The sequence below is a fragment of the Photobacterium sp. BZF1 genome (assembly GCF_014349205.1).
Classification (GTDB): domain Bacteria; phylum Pseudomonadota; class Gammaproteobacteria; order Enterobacterales; family Vibrionaceae; genus Photobacterium.
Genome location: NZ_JACSOF010000033.1, coordinates 32,875 through 48,518, shown reverse-complemented (window position 1 = coordinate 48,518; position 15,644 = coordinate 32,875). Strand labels below are relative to the sequence as shown.

The following is a 15,644-nucleotide window of genomic DNA, read 5'->3' as shown; positions in this document are numbered from 1 at the left end:
TCGTCGGTAAAGCTACGTCTAGTAACAACTTTCATATAAACACCTCTTATTCCTAATAAAGAGGTGTCTACTTTTAGGGGGTCACTTCAGGTCCTGGGTGCGAGAATAGCTTTAACTTCATTACGTTGTCACGGATTAAACACTAAATTTTGTTGCCTTACCCACTCTTTTCAATTCTGATAATTTAGACGTCACAATAAGATCTGTAACACCGTCAACTTGGCCCTTTTTTAGCTGCTCTTTTCCGAGTGCCTAGGTCCTCGTTCCAAGGAGAATTAGGACATTAGACTAGATTGTCACGAAGTAATCACTGTAGCTTTGTTTTAGACTCCCTAGAACCCAGGACCAAGTAACCTAGGACCTCACATATAGAAAGAGCCCCTGTTCCTAAGAGGGGCTCAATAAGGGAGATATGAAGGGAGGTTTATTATTTAAACAGGCCAGATTGCAGATCTTCTCTTGCTTCTCGCCAGCCACCTAGCCAGTTTGTACGGGCCTCTGTCGATTGGTACGGACAGTCTTCACTGGAACGACCATTTATGCCAGCCTTATAGCCTTGAGATTGTGCGCGCTCCAGACGATCCCGCTTTTGTCTCTTCATAAGTTCGATCCTCATCCTTATCATTTACATTCATTACTATTGCATAATGATGGAGATGTTGTGTCTCCACTATTAAGAATTAGCTAAATAGAAGCGGAGATCAACTGTCAAAATAAAACAGGCTCACAAATTGTGAGCCTGAGTGTAATTTAACCAATTTTGACAAAAAATTACTTTCTTCGACGGAACCCTAGGAAGCCAAGGAAACCTAACGCCAGCATGCCCAGAGATGCACCCTGACGCTCCACACTGCTCTCAGCAGTTGGGCGAAGTTCAATTTCAGGCGCAACTGCAGCATTCGCATCAATTGGGATTAGCTTAACAGCTACAATGCGCTCCACATCAGGCTGACCGCCCTGACAGAATGATTCCTTAGTCAGATCGTCGTAACCACCTTCACACTTATAAGCCGTTGCAGAAATAACGCCAGCGTCATTAATGCCTGTTGCTTCGAAGATACGGTATTGGTTGGCTTCATCAGAGAACTGACCACCATTGGTCAAATCATCCAAGAAATACACATCGCCCTGCTTCAATGCAGCGGAACCTGGGATATCGCCCATTGCGTAAGTAAATGCACGTTGGCGGCGGAAACGACCATTGACCTGATTGACAGACTCAGCATCCAAACGACCTACAATCTGGTTATTGTTGTTAATCGCAGCAGGGAAACCATTTGAGCCAGTAAAGAACAGCGAAGAAATGGATGAATCCAAGTATTGAGCATTAGCACCTGTATTGTTGTCGTAGACAAACATACGCTCGGCATAAGAGCGGTTCTCGGCACGGAAACTCTTTGCTACACCCACTACTTTGTTATTGGCGTTAATGTCTGTCGCTAGCGTATACGTCAGTACTCGGTCACTGCTTCTTTCAAGCTCAAGGCCTGGGATCAGCTTACGGGTAAACGGCGTGTCACCATTAACATCCCCCGTCAACTCCCAAACAGATGCACGCATTGCATAATAATCATTGTCATAGCGATCTGTGGTATATCCAACAACAACAGGTTGGTTGTTGACTAACTCAATCGCACGCGCACTCGCCTGGAAAGAACGATCACTTTCATCTGGATCTAGCGTATTCAAATCATTTACAGCAAGCAACTTGGCTGCGACGTTACCCGATGAATCACCACCTAGTGACCAAAACACACCGTCATTAGCAAACACAGAGAGCTGACATTCTTTAGTGCCGTAGAAGTTGCTCAAACCCGTTGCATCACCTGAACCAAATGTTTGTGGGCAATTACGGAAAGCCGAGTCAGAAAATACCGGATCATCTCTGTTGATATCGCTTGGTACTTTATTATCTGAATCACTAAAATCACTTCGGTCATAAGATGCGCTGCCAACGACCAACAGCTGACCATTATATTCAACCGCATCCCAAGCCAAAGACTGTCCAGCTGTCTGAGTGAGCTCGTCACCGGCAACAGGGTCAAGACCCAACTTATTGGTGCCTAGGTTTACAAAACCACGCTTATTAAACTGACGGGCATTTCTCGCGCCATCAGTGAAGTAAGCACCACTGGAAATACCAAGTGTATACTCCCCAAGGCCAGAAGCGCCTTGGGCATTGATCACACCGTTGGTCGTTTTAAGGTTGCCTGAATCGACAATTGTACCCAATGCGGAACGAACTGACGGGTCATACCCCTCTGGCGAATCAGCAAATGTTTCAACTTCTAGAAACGATGATGCCCCACTGATTGCCGTCGCATTTGAGAAAAAGCCCTCGGTCCACGCTTCATGCTCACGAACCAAGCCACCAAAGCCGCTTCTATCATTAATATCTGTGGTGTTGTAGCCTTTACCGTAATATTGAGTGCGAGCCCAATCCTCACAGGTATTTGGGCCAAGGTTGCTGTTACAGTAGCTTTCAAAACGCCTTACATCGTTTATACGCTGTAAGTTATCCAGAATATATGCAGTTTCATCACGGTAATTAACGCCGTCTGAGCCGAAGCGGCTTTCGCCAAATACTGTGAACTCTTCATCACCACAACTATTTGCAAAACAGTTCTCACCCACACCAGAAGCTGTAATGCCCTGACCGTAGAACTCTAAACGTTGACTAATTTGTGATTGGTCTACCTCAGGGTAGTATTGCTGTGCTGCAATACCTGTTGCGCTACTATCGATTTCAACCACACGGTAAACAGCGGCGTTGGCACCTGTTGCACCGGCTACCAATACGGCCAGTGCAGACAGTTTTAAAGTCTTATGTTGCATTAAGCTTCCTTCTGCATTGCTTCAAGCTCTTCCCAACGTTCAAATGCCTGCTCAAACTCGGCCTCTGCTTCCGCCAAGCGGTTTAGTGTGCCTTGAGTGTCATTTTTCACGTCCTGGAAGAAAGCAGGATCGTTAATTAATTCCTGCAATTGCGCAATTTCGTTTTCCAGTTCTTCAATTCGTAGCGGCAGGTCTTCCAATTCCTTCTGCAACTTGTAAGAGAGCTTCTTACCTGTTTTAGGACGGGCAGCCTGGCGCTGCTTGTTCTCTTCTTTCTTTTTCGCTGCTTCAATTTGAGCAGCCTGCTCTTTCGCAATTTGACTTAGCGAATTAGCGCGTTGTTCCTGAGCATCATGGTAGCCGCCAACGTATTCGTCAATGACACCGTTTCCTTCAAAAATCCAGCTTGTTGTCACTGTATTATCAACAAACTGACGGTCGTGGCTTACCAACAACAAAGTACCCTGATAGTTGGCAAGAATTTCTTCCAAAAGTTCCAATGTTTCGATATCTAAATCGTTAGTTGGTTCATCAAGCACCAATAAATTATTAGGCTTAAGGAAAAGTTTCGCCAACAACAGACGGTTTTTCTCACCACCAGATAGTGCTTTCACCGGTGTACGGGCACGGCGCGGGTGGAAAAGGAAGTCCTGGAGGTAGCCTAGCGCATGGCGAGTACGGCCATTTACCGTGACTTCCTGCTTACCATCGGCAAGGTTATCCATAACTGTCTTTTCAGGGTCTAGCACTTCACGGTACTGGTCAAAATAAGCGACCTCAATCTTGGTACCACAGTGGAAGTGACCCTGTGACTTCAAGTCACCCAGCATGATCTTGAGCAGCGTACTCTTACCACAGCCGTTAGGGCCGATAAGCGCGATACGATCACCACGCATAACATTGAAGCTGAAATCTTTGATAATTGACTTATCACCATAGCTATAGCTGATGTTTTCTGCTTCAAACACAATCTTGCCCGAACGCTGTGCTTCCTGAAGCTGCATGTCGGCTTTGCCCACCACTTCACGGCGCTCGCTGCGTTCACGACGCAATTGCTTCAGGGCCCTTACGCGACCTTCGTTACGAGTACGGCGAGCCTTGATACCCTGCCGGATCCAGACTTCTTCTTGCGCCAGCTTTTTATCGAACTCAGCGTTCTGCTCGGCTTCTACCCGCAGTAGCTCTTCTTTTTCTTCAAGGTACTTGTCGTAATCACCCGGGAAAGAAACAAGCTGGCCACGGTCAAGATCGACAATACGCGTTGCCATTGAACGAATAAAGGCACGGTCGTGCGAGATAAACACGATTGCGCCTCTAAACTCTTTCAGGAAGCCTTCGAGCCACTCGATAGTCGATACATCCAAGTGGTTAGTTGGCTCATCAAGCAACAGGATATCTGGGTCACATACCAGAGCACGGGCCAAAGCGGCCTTACGCTGCCAGCCACCCGACAAATCTTTCAGCAAGGTTTGCGGTTGGAGCTGCAAGTGTTCCAGTACCGAAGTGATCTTGTTATCAAACTGCCACGCATCGGCATGATCGATCTTCTCTTGTGCACGATTCAATTTCGCAAAGTTTGACTCTGATGGGTCACTGGTGATCAAGTCCAACAGGCGGTGGTACTCTTTAAGTACCTGACCAATTTCAGCCAAACCTTCTGAAACAAAATCAAACACGGTCCCTTCTGCATCTCGCGGTGGATCCTGCTCCAGACGCGAAACACGCAATTCTGACTCGCGCTGAATACTGCCATCATCAAGCAGTACATCACCGGCAATCACTTTCATCAAAGTGGATTTACCCGCTCCGTTACGGCCTACCAAACAAACACGTTCGTTGGGTTGTAGAAGAAACTCTGCTTTATCTAGCAGTGCATGATCGCCGTACGCCAACTGGGCGTTACTGATATTAATTAATGCCATTGTTGTTTAACCATTGAGCCAGCTCGTCAGCATCAAAAGGCCAACCGAGTTCAGGGCTATTTGAATCTGAATCAGGATTGAGGATAGAAAGCACAGGAATTGTGACGCCGTAACGAGAAAAGAGCGCATCATCAAAGGCGATATCCACCACCTGAACGCGCTCTTCGACACCGGCTTGTACGAGCAGGCTATAAGCCTGCTCGCAAAGATGACACCCTTCTGTGCTATACAGAGTAATTAGCACTTAACCTTCCTTGTGGGTAATGATCCAGCAATTATGAATCTGTTTGTTGCGACTAAAATCCATTGGCAACGTTTTATCAGAAATGTTCTTCGCTTGTAAGCCAAGCTCTTCAAGTTTCTCGAAATCCATCTTGAAATGGCGCTTGTTATTCGAGAAAACAATTTCACCATTTGGACGAAGCATACGCTTCAAGTTCTCAAGTAGCATGATGTGGTCACGCTGAACATCGAAGCTCTGCTTCATACGCTTGGAGTTAGAGAATGTCGGTGGATCGATAAAGATAAGGTCAAACTCACCATCGGCTTCTTGCAGCCACTGTAAGCAATCCGCCTGGACAAACTGGTGCTGACGGCCAACCTGACCATTCAGTTCCATGTTCTCCTGTGCCCAGCGTAGGTATGTGTTAGACATATCAACTGTTGTCGTCGACTTAGCACCACCACACGCGGCATGACAAGTTGCCGAGCCAGTGTAAGCAAACAGGTTAAGGAAGTCTTTACCTGCCGCCATCTTACCCAGCTGGCGACGAGTTATCTTGTGATCAAGGAACAGACCGGTATCTAAGTAATCGTATAGGTTAACTTTTAGATCAACACCGTACTCATTCACTACCATATGACGTTCTGCACTAGATAGCTTCTGGTACTGGCTCTTACCCTTTTGGCGCTCACGCACTTTCAAGATAACCTTGTTGTTCTCAACGCCGGTTACCTGAATAGTGGCTCGCATGATATCCATCAGACGGCGACGAGCGGTCTCTTCAGGAACAGACTTAGGCGCTGCGTACTCTTGGATAATCAAATAATCTTTATATTTGTCAATCGCTGCATTGTAGTTAGGCAAGTCTGCATCGTACAGACGGTAACATTCAAGACCTTCTTTCTTGGCCCACTTACCAAGTTTGGTAATGTTCTTTTTCAAGCGGTTGGCAAAATCTGGCGCTACTTCGGCCTCTTCAATGCGGCCTTCTGCTTCACCTTCAACATGCTTAACACCACCAGCAGTGATCAAGTAAGTCTTCAGTACACAATCCAGTGCACCGTTACGTAGCTTAAACTGCTTGTCTGCACGCATACGCAAGCAGCTTAGTAGCTCATTGGAAGATGAATAGATAGAAGCTGTCGAACCTGCAAACGCAAGCTTCAAGCGGTTACCCAGTTCACTGTATAGAGAGATCAACTCTGGAGTTGTACCCAGACGCTCACCATATGGAGGGTTACACAAGATAACACCTTCAGAGAAACCTTCCGGACAAGTCAGTTGAGTCGCATCACCGTATTCAAAATCAATCAGGTCTTTAACACCTGCACGACCAGCATTGTCACGGGCAATACTCAGCACGCGGCGGTCCATTTCACGACCAAAGAACTTAGTCGTTACCTTGCTTGGGCCACGGCGAGCTTTCACTTTGGCTTCAGCGTGAATTTCTAGCCAACCTTCACGGTCGAAATCTTTGATCGCTTCAAAACCCCAGCGCTTGCGCTTGATACCCGGTGCAATATCAGCCGCAATCAGAGCAGCCTCAATCAACAATGTACCAGAGCCACACATTGGATCGAGTAACGGCTTTTCAGGCGTCCAGCCAGATTTCATTACCAATGCTGCAGCATGGGTCTCACGAAGCGGTGCTTTACCCGATTCACTACGGTAACCACGTTGATGCAGGCCACTACCCGCCATATCAAGGCCCAGTACACCTTTCTCACCTGAAAGACGCATATGAATACGAAGCTCTGGGCGCTCACGGTCAATGCTAGGGCGACGCAAATCTGCCTTGGTGAAGCGGTCGACAATGGCGTCTTTCACTTTCATCGCACCATACTGGCTATTGCGGATTTCACGGTTAGTACCATTGAAGTCAACGATGATACGGGTATCACTGCCAAAATAGTTCGGCCAGTTGATTGCTGCCGCGCCTAAATACAGATCCATGTCATCACGAACGTTAAATTCGCTCAGTACCAAAATGATTCGTGATGCGATACGTGTCCAAAGACAGCAACGGTAAGCTGTTGCTTGTTCAGCTTTAAAACGGACGCCAGCATGGACAACCTGAACGCTTTCAGCGCCAAGTTGCTTAAGTTCTTCTGCAAGGAGGTTCTCAAGACCTCGTGAAGTGATAGCTAAATATTGATTCATGGAGTTCTTTTCACACTTATGTTGCGGTGAATTATAACTGAAAACCCCGTAAATACCTTGTCATAAAAGGCGTTTCCTTGGCTATTTAGCTAAAAAAACAGCAGTCAAATGCCTGCAATGCCACATTACTGTTTCCTAAAGGCGAACACCTTGGCTTTTCAATAGCGCCAAGAGTTTCCATATGTAAACAATCAACAAAATTAAATTGTGCACAGCTGTAAACAACCGATCACGTTTAGCCTACCATCACACAACAATACATTGTTCACGCCAAGAAACAAAAAGAAAGATGCGATTAATATCAGTAAGTTAGACTCAAGATTCTGACATAAAAACTCCAACAATCAGTATGTGCTCGCTTACCTCACACCCCATTTAAACTAAGCACCAAGGAAAGGAACATATCTAACGCCCCTATAATTTCCCAAGTGGAAATAATGACCACTGGGACTTAATCTCCATCACGGGTATCATTAAATATCATTGTAAATAAATTACATAAAGGCGGAAAATGAGGAATTTACTGATTAATCACTGTGTTTTCAGGTGCAAAATTATGGTGTTTTTTTATGCAAACACAGCAAAATGAGGCAGAAAAAAAGTGATAAAAAGTTAAAATAATTAGACTCACATCACTTAGAATGTCGCTTTATTAAACAGAAAAATTAAGGAAAACGCCGTTCTTGTCCTTGAACCGCATCACATCCTCTATTGAACTTGCTCCCAGATTTAGAAATATCCTGCAAGTATCTCGACAAAGAACAATCTTAATTGCTGATTTAATCACCCATTCAATGCCATCTTCAATCAATCTGAATAGACCAGATCCCAGCAGCGAATAAGAGACAACCTGAAATAAACAGCTGATAATCAAAAGGTGCAATATGGCAAAAGGTATATTAGTACCAACCCTATGAAATACTCTGCTGGCCATGGCGCTTCTAGGGAGAATAAGAACGCATTGGAGAGAACTGGATGAAGGTAACAAGATAAGTTACAGCACTCTTAAAGTGCTTCTGGGACAAGGGATCAGAAGAATTACAGATATAACGGCGACAGCGAACTAACGCTTTAAGACATCAACAAATCTACAGAATAAGAAAGAAGTGATGGAACAATGAAGATAGTGGGATGTAGAGTGCAGAGAAATACGCTGTAAAACAGCTACTAGCGCTATTCAGCGCCGTAAATTTCCATTTCTCTAACCAACAAGGGCAAGCGTGATAGGCGCTTCTACAGCCCCTTCATAAGCCGTCATTCGATCGTTCATGACCTTAATGGTTTCACAGAAAGACATCTCTTTAGCAGCATTGAGTTGCAACGAGGCAGTATCAGCCATCATGCAAAGGCTAGCAGTGCCACTGTTTTCAATAATTAGGAACTGGCCTTCACCTAGATCGGTATTTAGAGTGACAATGTCACCTAACTGAGGTGAATGGTCACCACTTTGCTGGTTAAAGAACCAACTTTTTGGCATTAGAGGTTTGTGGAAGCGACTTGCAGCGACAGCATTAAGGGCAAGTTCTGCTTTTCGTGGAGCAGAAAGCTCCAGAATGGACATCCCTTCGAGGAAGGATTGATAGGCAGATGCATCGTCAACCGTGAACGTTGAACGAGCAAAGGCACAAGGAATTAAGTTTTTAGTAGGAACAGCTACCCGGAAAACCATGTCGTCTCCAAGGTCCAACATTAGAGCATCGTACTTCTGGTCGTAATACCACATCCATGAGTTATTGGGTTTCAACATAAGTACCGCTCCATATCCGTAGTCCGTTACAAAGCTTATCCACTACAACAAACAAAACTTTAGAGCAAATTCTACTGCCCTATTTGCAAATAAAAAGAGGAAGGAAATTGGGATTTTCAGTATAAAAAAGCTGAAAGTTTGACAATGTTGCTATTGATAAGGTGCTCGTCATGAAATCGACATAAAAAAAGTGCCTGCAAAAATACTCCTGCAGGCACTCAATATCATATGTCTTTTTTAGTTACTTCACTTGCTTAGATATTAGTGACGATATCTTTTACAAGTTTAGGGCCGTGGTAGATGAAACCAGAGTAAATCTGTACCAAACTTGCCCCTGCTGCCATCTTTTCACGTGCAGATACGGCTGAATCAATACCGCCCACACCGATAATTGGCAGTGCGCCATCTAATTCTTCCGCCAGCATTCGAATGACTTCGGTACTGCGGTTCTGTAGTGGACGACCGCTTAGGCCACCTGCCTCATCGCAATGCGGCATATCTTTTACCAGAGAGCGATCCAACGTGGTGTTCGTAGCAATAACACCATCGATGTTATTTTTGATCAACGACTCAGCGATCTGCTTGATCTCATGATCTTCTAGATCCGGCGCGATCTTTAACGTTAGAGGTACGTACTTGCCGTGTTTTTCAGCCAGTTCTTTCTGCTTCTCTTTTAGTTGAGCAAGCAGATCATCTAACATTTCACCGTACTGAAGTGTACGTAGACCTGGAGTATTCGGCGAAGAGATGTTTACCGTGATATAGCCAGCATGCTCATATACCTTATCCATACAGATAAGGTAATCTTCTGCGCCCTTCTCAATCGGCGTGTCTTTGTTCTTGCCGATGTTGATTCCGATAACGCCGTCGTATTTGGCTTTCTTTACATTCTCAACCAGGTTATCTACACCCAGGTTGTTGAACCCAAAGCGGTTAATAATGCCTTCAGCAGGAATAACACGGAACAGACGAGGCTTATCGTTACCTGGTTGTGGTCGTGGAGTTACGGTTCCAACTTCTACAAAACCGAAACCCATCGCGCCAAATGCTTCAATACATTCGCCGTTTTTATCAAGGCCAGCAGCTAGACCAACAGGGTTTTTGAATTTGATACCCATCACTTCAACAGGACGATCAGGAACGTGTTGGCGATAGAAAAGATCAAGAGGAGTGCCAGTAAAGCGAGAAAAGTTCTGAATAGCTAGATCGTGCGCTTTTTCTGCATCAAGCTTGAAAATAGCGGATCGAGCGAGGCGGTAAAGCATTGTACCTCCTAATAAAAGCCCCGTATAAACGGGAGGATATTATTCACACTTTGCCGTATTATTTCAATCACTAATTTCAATTTATATTTAAAAAATACCCCTATCCTCTTAAATATATGGTTAGATAGTTGAAATAGTTACTTTTATTTCCCGCCCAAGAAAGCAAACGTTTATATCGTGTGGTTCAAAGCAGAAAAAAGCCACCATTTCAGCAATGGTGGCTTTTTCATCTGCATTTTATGTAATTTAAAGCCCTTATAGATACATAATAACCAAAAGGCTTATTTTTATTGTTATGCTACTGTTTGGCAGTTTAAATTCAGCAACATAAGCTCACGAAGTGCAACAGAGAACTTGGCAAATTCATGGGTTGTTCCCACTTTGAATTCTGCCAACACGGTATTCCAACGCTGAATTGCCGACTTATGCTCATCCATCCAGTTTTCAATCAAGCTTTCTGCGTCTGGTGCCTCTAGCCCACTACTGATTACCGCGAGGGTTAACTGGCGTTGCTGCCAATCAAGATCTTCACGGAACGAAGCGCGAGCCAGTGCCTGCCAGTGGTTCTCTACTGGCTGGTTGTGTACCTGCTTGAGGAACCAGTGCAACGACAAATCAGCACCGACAACGAAGTAGACACGAGAGATAAAATCGAGATCTTTATCAGAATCTGTTGCGATCTGTGCGATGTCCATCGCTGAGTACAAGCTACTTAAACGAGCAATGTTATGCGCTAGGTTTTCAGGTATACCCTGCTTGATCATCGCATCTGCCTGCTCGTTATGCTCTTGAACCTCTTCTGTGACAAGGTAACGTTCAAGGTTCTCACGTAGCTTGTTCACAATTGGCTGGTAGAAAGCAATCAACTGCTCGATGCCCAGTTTTCTATCACGGTTACGCAAGATCCAACGAGTCGCCCGGCGTAGCATCCGGCGGCAACGGTAGAGCACTTCATACTGTACTTCTGCAGGGATAACGTTATCCAACGCTCGAACTTGATCAAAGTACTGCTCGAAGTTGAAGACTTCACGTCCTACCGAGTATGCCGAAGAAATCTCTGCAACCGTCGCCCCAGTCTCCTCTTGAAGGCGGGTAACGAAGTTACAACCCATTTCATTGGACATCTGATTGGCCAGTGAAGTAGCAATCAGCTCTTTGCGCAATGGATGATGTTCCATGTGGCTACGGTATTGCTGTTGCAACTCTTTCGGGAAGTATGCTGGCAATAGTCGTGCATGGTAAGGATCATCGGCGACTTCTTCTGTCACCAACTCTTCTTTCAATACCATTTTGCCGTAGGCTACCAATACCGCTAGCTCAGGACGGGTTAACCCCATTCCAGCTTTTTCGCGCTCGGCAAGCGTATCGTCATCAGGCAAGTATTCCAGCACACGATCCAACTTACCTTCTTTTTCAAGGTGGTGAATGAAGCGGATCTGCTCTTTGAGTAGTTGCACCTGCTGCTGCTGAGTGACAGAAATAGATTCGCTCTGGCAATACGCGTCATCAAGAACAATTTCACCCACTTCGTCTTCCATACGTTCTAGCAGTTCATTTCGCTGCTTGTATGTCAGATCACCACTAGCCACTAGTGAATTAAGTAGGATCTTGATGTTCACTTCGTTATCCGAACAATCCACACCACCGACGTTATCGATAAAGTCGGTATTAACCAGTCCGCCATTCTTCGAGAACTCGACGCGGCCTAGTTGGGTCAAACCAAGGTTACCCCCTTCACCAACAACACTGGCACGCAACTCACTACCGTTGATACGCAAAGCATCATTGGCACGGTCGCCAACATCGGTATGGGTTTCCGATTCAGATTTAACGTAAGTACCGATACCGCCATTCCACAATAGATCCACTTCCATTTTCAGGATCAAGCGAATCACTTCGTTTGGTGGCAGGCTCTGCTTACGCGTGCCCAGCAGTTTTTGGATCTGCGGTGTCAGTTTGATTGACTTACTGCGGCGGGAGAAGATACCGCCCCCCTCAGAAATCAGCTGAGCATCATAGTCTTCCCAGCTAGAACGAGGCAGGTTGAACAAGCGCTCTCGCTCTTTCCAGCCTTTCGCCGCATCAGGATTAGGATCTAGGAAGATGTGCATATGGTTAAAGGCGGCAACCAAGCGGATATGCTTGGATAGCAACATACCGTTACCGAACACGTCACCCGCCATGTCGCCGATACCAGCACATGTAAAGTCCGTTGTTTGGCAGTTTATACCCAATTCGCGGAAGTGACGCTTAACCGATTCCCAGCCACCTTTGGCAGTGATCCCCATCTGTTTGTGGTCATAACCGTTAGAACCACCAGATGCAAAGGCATCACCCAACCAGAAGTTGTAATCTTCTGACACCGAGTTGGCCAAATCAGAGAATGTCGCAGTCCCCTTATCAGCCGCTACAACCAAATATGGATCATCTTCATCATGACGAACGACATTGGCTGGTGGGTTTAGCTCACCATCAATAATGTTGTCTGTGACATCCAACAGAGCACGGATGAAGCGCTTGTAACAACGCTGTCCTTCAGCCCAAATTTCTTCACGAGTCGATAGCTGCGGCTGTCGCTTACAGACAAAACCACCTTTCGCACCTACCGGCACAATCACGGTATTTTTCACCTGCTGTGCTTTAACTAGGCCAAGGATCTCAGTACGGAAATCTTCTTGTCGATCCGACCAACGCAAGCCACCGCGGGCTACTTTACCGCCACGCAAGTGAACCCCTTCGATATCCGGTGCATAAACAAAGATTTCGAAGAACGGTACCGGCGCTGGGATCTCAGGGATCTCAGATGGGCGCAGTTTGAGTGATAACCACGGTTTCGGCTTACCGTTTGTATCAAGCTGATAGTAGTTGGTACGTTGGGTCGCAAGGATCATTTCCATGTAACGACGGATGATACGGTCATCATCCAAACTCTCTACATGCTCAAGCTTATCATTGAGCTTAGCGATCAACGTCTTCTCTGCCGCTTCAGAGTGCTTACGGCTTGGATCGAAGCGAAGCGAGAACAGCTCAACCAGAGATCGAGCCAAATCACTGTGGCTCGATAGTGTTTCTTCAATGTAGTGCTGACTGAATGGGAAGCCTACTTGGCGCATGTAACGGGCAAAGCTTCGCAAAATGGTAATTTCGCGTCCGGTTAACCCAGCGCACAGTACCAAGCGGTTAAAGCCATCACTTTCCAAGGCTCCATGCCAAATGGCCGAGAACGCCTCTTGGAAACGATCACGGGCTTCACCCAAATCGATCCCAGTACAGGCGTTATGCAGCATGGCAAAATCAAGGATCCAGTAAACCGTTCCGCTCTTGGTAATCACTTGGTATGGCGATTCCCCAATCACACGAAGTCCTAGGTTTTCCAACATCGGCATGACATCAGAAAGATGAATAGGCTCATCGCGATGGAACAGCTTCAGTTTCACAAAGCGTGAATCACTGGCCTCTTCCTGCGGGCGGTAGAACAGCATGCCCAGCTTGTTATCTTCGCTGAGGTTCTCAAGCTGTTCGATATCCGCCACAGCAGAGCCAGGCAACATCTGCTCTTTATAGGAGCGAGGGAATGCGCTGCCATAGTTTTTCGCCAGCGATGTACCATTACTTTCGCCAAAGTTAGCGATAAGCGATGCACTCAAGCGATCATCCCACGATGCAGCGGCTTCAACGAGATTATGTTCGATAGCTTTGATATCCACATCAAAATTATTATTATCTACTCGCACGATGTAATGCGTTCTCGCCAGCGGACTTTCTGAGAAGAAGGTGGTGAATTCGACATCCTGTTCTGATGCAAAGTAGTCTTTGAGCACTTCCTGTGTCTTGCGGCGTAGCTCAGTGTTGTAACGTTCTTTGGTTACATACACCATGCAAGAGAAGAAGCGACCGAATGGATCACGGCGAACGAATAGACGCAGCAAATCCCGGTCTTGCATCCGAACCACACCACAGCCAACGTCCAACATCTCTTTTTCGTTGGCCTGAATAAGCTCGTCACGTGGGTACGTTTCAAGTAAGTTATTCAGGGCCTTCCACGAATGGGAGCCTGCTGGGTATCGGCTTTCTTCCAATATCCGCGTCACCTTATTGCTGATCAGCGGGATATTCATGGTCGACTGGTGATAAGCCGTCGATGCATACAGACCGGTAAAGCGGTGCTCACCGATAACATTACCGTCTTTATCAAAGCGCTTGATACCAATGTAATCGGTATAAGCCGGACGGTGGATTTTCGACTTGCCATTGCTTTTTGTTAGGATAAGCAAGTCAGGTTTGCGGGCTTCAATGCGGGCAGACTCGGGAAGCTGTGACAGGCGAAGAGTTCTGACTTTATTGGTATTGCTTAAAAGCCCTAGCCCCGGCTCATCGCACGGGCGCAATTCATAGTCACCTTCAATCGGCACAAGATCGTACTTGTGGTAGCCCATGAAAGTGAAGTTGTGATGAGTCACCCAGTCCAAGAAAGCGATCGCTTCTTCTCGGTGCTCTTTATTAACGGGAAGATCCGCCTTCTTAAGATCTTTGACGATCTTCTGCATCTTGGTTTGCATCGACTGCCAGTCATTCACGACAAGATCGACATCTTCAAGCACTTGTTCTAGTTCTTTTTTTAGTGCTTCAAGCTCTTTCTTGTCATTTAGACGGTCAACTTCGATATGGAATAGCGTCTGTAGGTCGCCATCTTTACCACACGCCTCAGTAATCGTGCCTTCCCCATTTCGTTTAAAGAAATACGGGCCATTTAGCATCATGTGGCTGGTAATACCCAAACGGGTTAAGGTCATTCGAACAGAATCAACAAGGAAAGGACGATCCGGTGTAATGATCTCGACCACTGTATGAGGGGACTGCCAACCGTAGCGGCTTAAGGTTGGGTTGTAGACACGAACAGAGATCTGGTCTGGCTTATTTTGTACAAGGTGATGCCATAAACTCAGTACAGCACCATAAAGGTCAGATTCATTCCGTTGAAGCAGATCATCATCTGCAAGTTGTCCTAACAATCGCTGAGCAAACACTTCTACTAATGACTGCTGGGGTGTCTCAATCTTGTCCTGGATTAAGTTATACACTTTCTCAAGCAGTACCGGCACTATAGGGTCAGGTGCGGTCATAGCAATGCTCCATCGTTATATTATCAATCAAGTATAGAGTTTTTATATAGCATCCAACGGTTGCTTATTGGGGAACATACCGTCGGAAGACGCTCTCCTGCGTGACTGCTATTGTAGGGTGTTTTGTTGCGAGATGGTTACGCTAATTACTCTAGGTATACAGGAAAAAATCGAATATGTGACTAATGTAGATATTTTGGCTGGCGGGATAATCTGGGGTTGGTGAAATTAACATCAAGATAGCGCTAAGCCGATGTGAATTGGTATAACCATTTATTTTTAAGGTTATTTTTCTTAGTGCCAAAGATTATTAAATCTAATGTCAAAACTATACGAAATAGGTATAACCCTACTTCACGGGTGAAAGGT

General features: G+C 45.8%; 8 protein-coding genes. All 8 read right to left on the bottom strand.

The features are described 5' to 3' along the window. Positions 1-427: 427 nt before the first annotated feature. The 8 genes from rmf to BIZ37_RS09535 all read right to left on the bottom strand — a co-directional run bounded on the left by rmf (position 428) and on the right by BIZ37_RS09535 (position 15,275). A complete protein-coding gene (gene rmf, locus BIZ37_RS09570; RefSeq protein WP_082008520.1) occupies positions 428-601 on the bottom strand; it encodes a ribosome modulation factor in 174 nt (57 codons plus the stop codon). Positions 602-771: 170 nt separating this feature from the next. Then, positions 772-2,835, bottom strand: coding sequence for a DUF3466 family protein (locus tag BIZ37_RS09565; protein ID WP_187461305.1), 2,064 nt, complete (start codon positions 2,833-2,835; stop codon positions 772-774). Beyond that, positions 2,835-4,757 carry an ABC transporter ATP-binding protein gene (locus BIZ37_RS09560; protein WP_187461304.1) on the bottom strand — a complete coding sequence of 641 codons (1,923 nt, stop codon included), beginning with the start codon at positions 4,755-4,757 and terminating at the stop codon, positions 2,835-2,837. The genes BIZ37_RS09565 and BIZ37_RS09560 overlap by 1 nt, the downstream gene beginning before the upstream one ends. Continuing rightward, complete coding sequence (locus BIZ37_RS09555; RefSeq protein WP_107298180.1) at positions 4,744-5,001, bottom strand: glutaredoxin family protein; 258 nt, start codon at positions 4,999-5,001, stop codon at positions 4,744-4,746. The genes BIZ37_RS09560 and BIZ37_RS09555 overlap by 14 nt, the downstream gene beginning before the upstream one ends. Then, on the bottom strand, positions 5,002-7,140 hold the full coding sequence (gene rlmKL, locus BIZ37_RS09550; protein WP_187461303.1) for a bifunctional 23S rRNA (guanine(2069)-N(7))-methyltransferase RlmK/23S rRNA (guanine(2445)-N(2))-methyltransferase RlmL: 2,139 nt from the start codon (positions 7,138-7,140) through the stop codon (positions 5,002-5,004). A 1,201-nt stretch (positions 7,141-8,341) separates the two neighbouring features. Beyond that, on the bottom strand, positions 8,342-8,887 hold the full coding sequence (locus BIZ37_RS09545; RefSeq protein ID WP_187461302.1) for a cell division protein ZapC: 546 nt from the start codon (positions 8,885-8,887) through the stop codon (positions 8,342-8,344). A gap of 254 nt (positions 8,888-9,141) precedes the next feature. After that, positions 9,142-10,152, bottom strand: a complete 1,011-nt coding sequence (gene pyrD, locus BIZ37_RS09540; RefSeq protein WP_107298184.1) for a quinone-dependent dihydroorotate dehydrogenase — start codon at positions 10,150-10,152, stop codon at positions 9,142-9,144. 293 nt (positions 10,153-10,445) lie between these two features. Continuing rightward, complete coding sequence (locus BIZ37_RS09535; protein WP_187461301.1) at positions 10,446-15,275, bottom strand: NAD-glutamate dehydrogenase; 4,830 nt, start codon at positions 15,273-15,275, stop codon at positions 10,446-10,448. Positions 15,276-15,644: the final 369 nt, after the last annotated feature.

Coding starts and splice junctions, on each gene's coding strand:
- rmf (WP_082008520.1), bottom strand. CDS start 601: ATGAAGAGACAAAAGCGGGATCGTCTGGAGCGCGCACAATCTCAAGGC.
- BIZ37_RS09565 (WP_187461305.1), bottom strand. CDS start 2,835: ATGCAACATAAGACTTTAAAACTGTCTGCACTGGCCGTATTGGTAGCC.
- BIZ37_RS09560 (WP_187461304.1), bottom strand. CDS start 4,757: ATGGCATTAATTAATATCAGTAACGCCCAGTTGGCGTACGGCGATCAT.
- rlmKL (WP_187461303.1), bottom strand. CDS start 7,140: ATGAATCAATATTTAGCTATCACTTCACGAGGTCTTGAGAACCTCCTT.
- BIZ37_RS09545 (WP_187461302.1), bottom strand. CDS start 8,887: ATGTTGAAACCCAATAACTCATGGATGTGGTATTACGACCAGAAGTAC.
- pyrD (WP_107298184.1), bottom strand. CDS start 10,152: ATGCTTTACCGCCTCGCTCGATCCGCTATTTTCAAGCTTGATGCAGAA.
- BIZ37_RS09535 (WP_187461301.1), bottom strand. CDS start 15,275: ATGACCGCACCTGACCCTATAGTGCCGGTACTGCTTGAGAAAGTGTAT.